The 8,085-nt window shown below is 68.2% G+C and carries 7 protein-coding genes and 2 tRNA genes; 4 read left to right on the top strand and 5 right to left on the bottom strand.

Annotated elements, in window-relative coordinates; translation table 11 throughout:
* From QH276_RS06800 to QH276_RS06780, 5 genes are all read right to left on the bottom strand, one after another.
* Positions 1-469: NAD-glutamate dehydrogenase domain-containing protein (locus tag QH276_RS06800; protein ID WP_280406667.1), on the bottom strand; the 469-nt coding region annotated here is incomplete at its 3' end.
* 90 nt (positions 470-559) lie between these two features.
* On the bottom strand, positions 560-2,236 hold the full coding sequence (gene ettA, locus QH276_RS06795) for an energy-dependent translational throttle protein EttA (protein ID WP_280400663.1): 1,677 nt from the start codon (positions 2,234-2,236) through the stop codon (positions 560-562).
* A 35-nt stretch (positions 2,237-2,271) separates the two neighbouring features.
* Positions 2,272-2,769 carry a single-stranded DNA-binding protein gene (gene ssb / locus QH276_RS06790; RefSeq protein ID WP_280400662.1) on the bottom strand — a complete coding sequence of 166 codons (498 nt, stop codon included), beginning with the start codon at positions 2,767-2,769 and terminating at the stop codon, positions 2,272-2,274.
* 168 nt (positions 2,770-2,937) lie between these two features.
* A complete protein-coding gene (locus tag QH276_RS06785) occupies positions 2,938-3,906 on the bottom strand; it encodes a threonine/serine dehydratase (protein WP_280400661.1) in 969 nt (322 codons plus the stop codon).
* Positions 3,907-5,946 carry a cytochrome c oxidase assembly protein gene (locus QH276_RS06780; RefSeq protein ID WP_280406666.1) on the bottom strand — a complete coding sequence of 680 codons (2,040 nt, stop codon included), beginning with the start codon at positions 5,944-5,946 and terminating at the stop codon, positions 3,907-3,909.
* Positions 5,947-6,081: 135 nt separating this feature from the next.
* Here QH276_RS06780 and QH276_RS06775 point away from each other — a divergent pair.
* The 4 genes from QH276_RS06775 to QH276_RS06760 all read left to right on the top strand — a co-directional run bounded on the left by QH276_RS06775 (position 6,082) and on the right by QH276_RS06760 (position 8,009).
* Positions 6,082-6,155 (top strand) — tRNA-Arg (locus QH276_RS06775).
* Positions 6,156-6,321: 166 nt separating this feature from the next.
* On the top strand, positions 6,322-7,125 hold the full coding sequence (gene cmrA / locus QH276_RS06770; protein WP_280400659.1) for a mycolate reductase: 804 nt from the start codon (positions 6,322-6,324) through the stop codon (positions 7,123-7,125).
* Between the two features lie 82 nt (positions 7,126-7,207).
* Positions 7,208-7,882, top strand: a complete 675-nt coding sequence (orn, locus tag QH276_RS06765; protein ID WP_280400658.1) for an oligoribonuclease — start codon at positions 7,208-7,210, stop codon at positions 7,880-7,882.
* A 54-nt stretch (positions 7,883-7,936) separates the two neighbouring features.
* A tRNA-His gene (locus QH276_RS06760) sits at positions 7,937-8,009 on the top strand.
* The last annotated feature ends 76 nt before the right edge of the window (positions 8,010-8,085 follow it).

Genomic DNA, 8,085 nt, shown 5'->3' with positions numbered 1-8,085 from the left:
GGGGGGGTTCTTCTCCTTTTTCCCCTTTTCTGCGGGGGGGGCGGCGGCCCCGGCCCCCCGGGGGGGGGGGGGGGGGGGGGGGCGCCCCCCCCCCCCCCCCCCCGGCATCCCGTTCCACCGTGACGATGGGGTGGATGACCTCCCGCACCGTACCGCCCATCCGGGTCAGCAGGGCGGTCACCGAATCGACCAGCATCGGCATATCGTCCGTCACGATCTGCACCGCGGCCCCCAGCCCGGACCCGTCGTCGGGATGGTGCACGCGTACCGCGCCCTGACCTGGTTGCCGGTTCAGGGCCAGGGCGAGATGGGCCCGGAAGGTGAGTTCGGCAGCGGTGACCTCACAGTCCGCCTCGTCGGTCCCCACATGCCGGAAATATCCCTCCTCGAGGGCGGGGAGCCCGGCACGTAAGGTGTCCGGCAGTTCGGCAAACCATGCCTCGCTGGACAATTCGGACGAGACCGTCATTTCCCACTCCCTTGGATGCGGATCTTCGGACACACCGATGCCGCCCCGAGGGTAGTCCCGCACCCGGGTAGCGGGAAAAGATCCGCGGCGTTACCCGCGGGTCAGTTTGCGGTGTGTCACGCGATGCGGCCGTGCGGCTTCCGGCCCGAGGCGTTCGATCTTGTTGGCCTCGTAGGCCTCGAAGTTGCCCTCGAACCAGAACCATTTGGCCTCGTTGTCGGCGTCACCTTCCCAGGCGAGGATATGCGTGCAGGTGCGGTCCAGGAACCACCGGTCGTGGGAAATCACGACAGCGCAGCCGGGGAACTGTTCGAGCGCGTTCTCCAGCGATCCGAGCGTTTCCACGTCCAGGTCGTTGGTGGGCTCGTCGAGCAGGATCAGGTTGCCACCCTGCTTCAAGGTGAGAGCCAGGTTGAGGCGGTTGCGTTCACCGCCGGAGAGCACACCGGCCGGCTTCTGCTGATCCGGGCCCTTGAACCCGAACGCGCTCACATACGCCCGCGACGGCATCTCCTGCTGACCGACCTCGATGTAGTCCAGGCCGTCCGAAACCACCTGCCAGACCGTCTTGTTCGGATCGATTCCGGCCCGCGACTGGTCGACGTAGCTGAGCTTGACCGTATCGCCGACCTTCACGATGCCGCTGTCCGGTTGCTCCAGACCGACGATGGTCTTGAAGAGAGTGGTCTTACCCACGCCGTTCGGGCCGATGACGCCGACGATGCCGTTACGCGGCAGCGTGAACGACAGGTCCTTGATGAGCTGCCGGTCGCCGAAGCCCTTGTCCAGGTGCTCCACCTCGACCACCACACTGCCCAGCCGCGGGCCGGCCGGGATCTGGATCTCCTCGAAGTCCAGCTTCCGCATCTTCTCGGCCTCGGCGGCCATCTCCTCGTAGCGGCCCAGCCGTGCCTTGTTCTTGGCCTGGCGGGCCTTGGCGCCGGACCGCACCCAGGCGAGTTCTTCCTTCAGCCGCTTCTGCAGCTTCTGGTCCTTCTTACCCTGGACGGCCAGGCGTTCGGCCTTCTTCTCCAGGTAGGTGGAGTAGTTGCCCTCGTAGCCGATGGCCCGGCCCCGATCGAGTTCGAGAATCCAGCCGGCGACGTTGTCCAGGAAGTACCGGTCGTGGGTGACGGCCAGGACAGCGCCCGGATACTGCGCCAGGAACTGCTCGAGCCAGAGCACACTCTCGGCGTCGAGATGGTTGGTCGGCTCGTCGAGCAACAGCAGATCGGGTTTGCTCAGCAGCAGTTTGCACAGTGCGACCCGGCGGCGCTCACCACCGGAGAGGTTCGTGACCGGCTCGTCCGGCGGCGGGCAACGCAGCGCGTCCATCGCCTGCTCGAGCTGCGAATCCAGATCCCAGGCGTCGGCGTGGTCGAGATCCTCCTGCAGTTTGCCCATCTCGTCCATGAGCTCGTCGGAGTAATCGGTGGCCATGAGTTCGGCGATCTCGTTGAACCGGTCCAGTTTGACCTTGATCTCGCCGAGGCCCTCCTCGACATTGCCGCGGACGGTCTTCTCCTCGTTCAGCGGCGGCTCCTGCTGCAGAATGCCGACACTGGCGCCGGGCGCGAGAAAGGCTTCGCCGTTGTTCGGCTGGTCCAATCCGGCCATGATCTTCAGCACGCTGGATTTACCGGCGCCGTTGGGGCCGACGACGCCGATCTTGGCGCCGGGAAGGAAGTTCAAGGTGACATCGTCGAGCACGACCTTGTCGCCGTGCGCCTTACGAACCTTCTTCATTTGGTAGATGAACTCAGCCATAGCGATCACCCTATCCGTCAAACATCGGTGCGGTTTCACACGTCGGCGTTCACCGGCCGGTCGCCGGGCGCCGTTTCCCTCGTCGAATCGTCCTGGTCCCCCGCCACCCCTACGGCGACCGGCTCCGTGTCCGGACCCGCCGCATTGTCCCCGGTCACCATCGCATAGCCCGTCCGGCGGCGCACCACCTGGGCGGTGCAGCGGGTGAGGTCGGGTCCCACGGTATTCGCCCGCATCTCCAGATCCCGCCGATCGATACCGTCGCGTGAGCGGTACTCGTTCGACCGGAGCTGGCCCTGGACGATCACCGGGTCGCCGCGGTGGATGGAGGCCTCGACGCCGGCCACCAGCCGCCGCCAGCAGCTCACCGTCAAGAACAGCATGCCATTGTCCACCCATTCCCCCGACTCGCGATCGAGCCGCCGCGCGGTACTCGCCAGCCGGAAGCTGAGCATCTGCTCCCCGCTCGGCAGATCGCGCTTGACCGGATCCGTCACCACGGTACCCACAATTGTCGCGATGGTTTCGTACACAGCCCACCCCTTCGTCGTGCCCGGCGCCGCCGGACCACTGGCGCCCCGTCGTGCGGGGATGCACTCATCGTGTCCGCTGTCGCGCCGCCGTGCCGGACGAGATCGTGATCTGTGGACAACTCCCGTCCGCCACCGAAGTTGTGGACAACCCCCGCTTCACCCAGCGGGTCAGAGCACCGGAAGTTCGGTATTCGCGCCGCACAGCACGATCACCGGCCGCTGCCCCTGCGGCGGCACGTAGGCACCACTGAGGACCGCGGCCAGCGCCACCGCACCCGACAACTCGACGACGATCCGGAACTCCCGCCACAGATAATCCCGGGCATCGGTGATGGCGTCATCGGTGACCAGCACAGACTGCACGCCGTAGCGCCGGGCCACATCGAAGGAGATCTCCCCCAGCCGCGACGCACCCAGCGCGTCGGCGGTGATACTGGCGACCTCGACGTCCACCGGCTCACCCGCCGCCAGCGCGGCATGCAGGGTCGGAATACCTTCCGGTTCGACGCCGACGACCGCCCGGCGCCGCCCGGCGGCCGCCGCGATCCCGCCGATCAGCCCACCGCCGCCGACGGCGACCAGCACGGGCGGCCGGCCCCGCACCTGTTCCTCGAGTTCGAGCCCGATCACGCCCGCGCCGGCCACCACGGCGGGCAGGTCGTAGGCGTGCAACTGCAGCGCTCCCCGGTCCGCGGCGATCTCGCGGGCATGCTCATATGCCTCGGCGTAGGTGGTCCCGTGCCAGCGCACCTCCGCCCCGTGCGACCACATCGCCGCGACCTTGGTATGCGGCGCCGACTCCGGCACCACCACCGTGCACGATTTGCCCATTCCGGCCGCGGCCAGCGCCGCCGCGATTCCGGCGTTCCCGCCGGAGGCGATCACCACATGGTCGGGGCAGACCCGCTCCGAGAGCAGCGCGTTGTAACTGCCGCGCACTTTGAACGTGCCGCCGTGCTGTAAATATTCCAGTTTCAAGGTCACCGGCACCGGACCGGCGGGCCCGGGAACGACGGTGTGGAAAACCGGGGTCTTGCGGATATATCTGCCCAGACGGCGACGGGCCGCCCGCACATCGGAGCGGTAGATGCGCCGCAGCGGTTGCACGGGTGTCAGCGGGGTTTTCTGCTCGGTCATCTACCTTACTGCCCGATCTCGCTTGGCCAATTCGGCGAACATGGCGTTGTGCGCGGCCAGTTCCGCGTCGTCGTCGCGTTCCGCGGCCCGGTCGGTGCGGCGGGCCAGCTTCTCGTCGCTGCGCGACCACTGGATCAGCAGGGCCAGCATCACCACCACCAGCGGCACTTCGCCGCTGGCCCACGCCAGACCGCCGCCGGTGCGCTGGTCGCCCAGCAGATCGGAATGCCAGTCCAGGCCGAGACTGCGGTAGAACCAGCCGCCCAGCACGGTACTCATCCCCATCAGCACCACGCCGAAGAACGCGTGGAACGGCAGCGACCCGAACACCATGCCCAGTTTCGTGAGCGGCTCCACCCGGCGCGGCTTCGGGTCGATACCGATCACCACCCAGTAGAAGAGGTAGCCGCTGACCAGGAAATGCAGGTTCATCAGCAGGTGTGCGGCATGCGAATCGACGAACGTGTCGAAGATCCCGCCCAGGTACAGCGCGTAGAACCCGGCCACGAAAACCGCCGACGCCACGATCGGGTGGGTGAGAAACCGGGAGACCGGGTTGTGCACGGCCGCGAGAATCCATTCCCGGGGGCCGGGGGCTCCACTGCGGCCCGCCGGCGGCAGCGCGCGCAGCGCGAGCGTCACCGCGCCGCCGAGCGCCAGCAGGATCGGAGTGAGCATGGACAACGCCATATGCGCGCCCATATGCACGCTGAACATTGCCGGTGCGTAGCGGCCGACGCCGGACGAGGTCGTGAACAGCAGCACGGCGCAACCGAGCAACCAGGCCAGCGTCCGGCCCATCGGCCAGCTGTCGCCGCGCGCCCGCAAGCGCCGGACACCCAGCAGGTACAGGACCGCCAGCACGACGGCGAGGGTGCCGAAGATCAGGTCGAATCGCCAGTCGAACAACAGCCGGGCGACGGTCGGCGGCCCCGCCAGCTCGTAGCCGAGTTCCACTTCGACCGGGGTGGGCACCGTGGTCGGCGGCGGTGGCGGTGTCCGTCCCAGCCCGACAGCCAGGCCCATGGTCGCGGCGAAGATCAGCGTTTCCACGCCCGCGAACCGGATCAGCGCCCGCCGGTTCCCCGGCTCGGCGGCCAGCGCGGGAAGCGCCGCGCGGCGCTGGAAGTATCCGACCACCCCCAGCACGATCAGCGCGGCGGCCTTGGCGAGCACCAGACGCCCGTAAGCGCTGGTGAACAGTTCGTCCGCCGGCACCCGGACCCAGGCGTTCACCACGCCGCTCACCGCGAGCACCACGAACGAAGCCGCCGCCAGCGGCGAGAACCGGCGAGCCGCCAGACCGGTATGAGTACCGTCACGCAGCGCGTGGACCAGCAGCGCGACCAGCCCGCCCACCCAGACCGCCGCGGCGATCAGATGCAGGATCAGGCTGTTGGTCGCCACATCGTGCGACCCACCCGAGGACGAATGGCCGGTCAATGCGAGCGGCATCATCACCGCGATCGATCCGGCGAACAGCACCGGGGTCCAGCCCCAGCGCAACGCGAGCCGGCACGCGATAGCGAGCAGCAACGCGCCCACCGCCGTCAGCCGCCAGGTTCCGGCCAGCTCGATCCGATCGATCACGCCCCACAGGTCCTGCGGTGCCAGGACCTCCGATACCGGCCGCCCGGTGCTGTCGGAGACCGTCAGTGGTACCAGCAGCGCCGCGCAGGCCGCCCAGGCGAAGGCCAGCCCCGAGGCGCGCCGTACCGCGCGGTATCCGCCGGTATCGAGCAGGCCGCTGCGCTGCGGCGGAACGAGGAATGCGGCGAACAGCAGCGCGCCCACGGTCAGCGCCGCCAGCAGATCGGCCAGCGCCCGGACGGCGGGCAGGCCGTAGGTGGTGAGCGGACCGGGGTCGGGGATGCCCAGCAGGCTGAGAGCCTGAGCTGCCGACGCGCTCACCACGAGGATTGCGACCAGCGCCGCCAGTGTCCCCGCGACCACCGTCAGCGCGCCCGTCACAGCCGCCGGAGCGCCCGGCCGACCGGCCTCGGCGGCGGGTTCGGCGGCAGGGGCCTGGACTGACGACATAGCTTCGAGAGTAGTTCGGTGGGCGCCGACGGGCCCGGCGGGGCTGTTTCCGGGCAGCCCAAAACAAACGATCCGATTGATCGCTACACTTTTCGGCTGGACAGCGCGGCCGTTGTCCGCCATGGTGGAAACACTGCCTCCGTAGCTCAGTTGGATAGAGCAAGGGCCTTCTAATCCCTAGGTCGCAGGTTCGATTCCTGCCGGGGGCGCTCCACCCACCCGACTGAGCTGTTCGGGCCAGTCGGAGTGGGTGTACCCATCTCATCCCCGCCCAAACCGCCCGATCCGCAGCAATTTCGGCTGCACGACGAGCCGGCCGGCATCGCCCGGACCACACCCGGCGGCCGCTCGAGGCGTCTGGCCTAGGGTGTGCCAATGGGTTTGCCTTCGCCTACCGCCGACAGTCGCGCCGTCGTGACCGGGGCCTCGTCCGGGATCGGGGCCGCGCTGGCCGCCGAACTCGCCGGCCGCGGCTATTCGCTCATTCTGGTGGCCCGCCGCGGCGACCTGCTCGACGAACTCGCCGACCGGCTCACCCGCGCCCACGGCATCACCGCGGAAGTCCGCGCGGTGGATCTGGCCGATCGGGAGCGGCGAGCCCCCTTGACCGAGGAACTGGCCGGCCGCGATATCTCGATCCTGTGCAACAACGCCGGTATCGCGACCTTCGGCCCGATCACCGGGCTCGACCCGGCCTACGAGCGCGCCCAGCTCGAGCTGAACGCGGTCGCCGTCCAGGATCTCACGCTGGCGGTACTGCCTGCCATGCTGTCCCGCGGGGCGGGCGGCATCCTGGTCAGCGGTTCGGCGGCGGGCAATATGCCCATTCCGAACAACGCCACCTACGCGGCGAGCAAGGCGTTCGCGAACACCTTCACCGAATCGCTGCGCGGGGAACTGAAGGGCACCGGAGTGCACGTCACCCTGCTGGCCCCCGGACCCGTCCGCACCGAAACGCCCGACCCCGCCGAAGCCTCCATCGTCGACCGGATGGTCCCGGATTTCCTGTGGGTCTCCGCCGAGTACACCGCACGAATTTCGATCGACGGACTGGCCCGCAACAAGATGCGGGTGGTCCCGGGCCTGATCGGCAAGGGGATGAGCGCCGCCGGCAACTACGGTCCCCGAGGGGTCACGGCCCCGGTCGCGGGCGCCTTCTACAAGAAACTGGGCGGCTGACGGTCGCCGGGCGAAGTCGTTCACAGATCGTGACCGCCGCGATTACACCGCGGCGACAGCGGGGCTGATTAGGGTGGGACGAGTGTCCGACAAATTAGTGGTGTGGATGGATTGCGAGATGACCGGTCTCGATCTGGTCACCGACAGATTGATCGAGGTAGCCGCCCTCGTAACCGACAGCGAACTGAACGTCCTCGGTGACGGTGTGGATATCGTGATCCACACCGACGACGCTGCGCTGGCCGCCATGCCGCAGGTGGTCGCCGAAATGCACGCCCGCTCGGGTCTCACCGAGGAAGTCCGCAAATCCAGCGTGACCCTCGCCGAGGCCGAACAGCAGGTGCTCGACTACGTCAAGCAGTACGCGCCCACCGCGGGCGTGGTCCCGCTGGCGGGTAATTCCATCGCCACCGACCGCGGTTTCATCGCCCGGGATATGCCGCTGCTCGATCAGCATCTGCATTACCGGATGATCGATGTGAGCTCGATCAAGGAGCTGTGCCGGCGCTGGTACCCGCGTATCTACTTCGGCCAGCCGGAGAAGGGCCTCACCCACCGCGCGCTGGCCGATATCCGGGAATCCATCCGGGAGCTCGAGTACTACCGCCGCACCGTTTTCGTCCCCGCGCCGGGCCCGTCGACCGCGGAGATCACCGCAATCGCCGCCGAGGTCAGCGCACGGGCCGCCGAGGAAGAACAAGCGGCCGCCGGGGGCATCGCATCGTCCCAGGTCACCGCCACACCGGAAACCGATTAGCTAACGGCGGGGGGAACGCGCTAGTATCTAGGCCGCCGGTGCAAATCGGCGATGGTGAGTGTAGTTCAGTTGGTAGAGCACCAGGTTGTGATCCTGGCTGTCGCGGGTTCGAGACCCGACACTCACCCTTAAACGCCCGCGGGCCGCGGCCCTGGGGCTTTCTCATTTCCGGACGCCGCCGGTCAGGCAGCGGGCTTGGTGGT

Source organism: Nocardia carnea (assembly GCF_029869215.1).
Classification (GTDB): domain Bacteria; phylum Actinomycetota; class Actinomycetes; order Mycobacteriales; family Mycobacteriaceae; genus Nocardia; species Nocardia carnea_B.
Note: the sequence above shows the minus strand (reverse complement) of the source record. Positions and strands in the feature narration are given on the sequence as shown.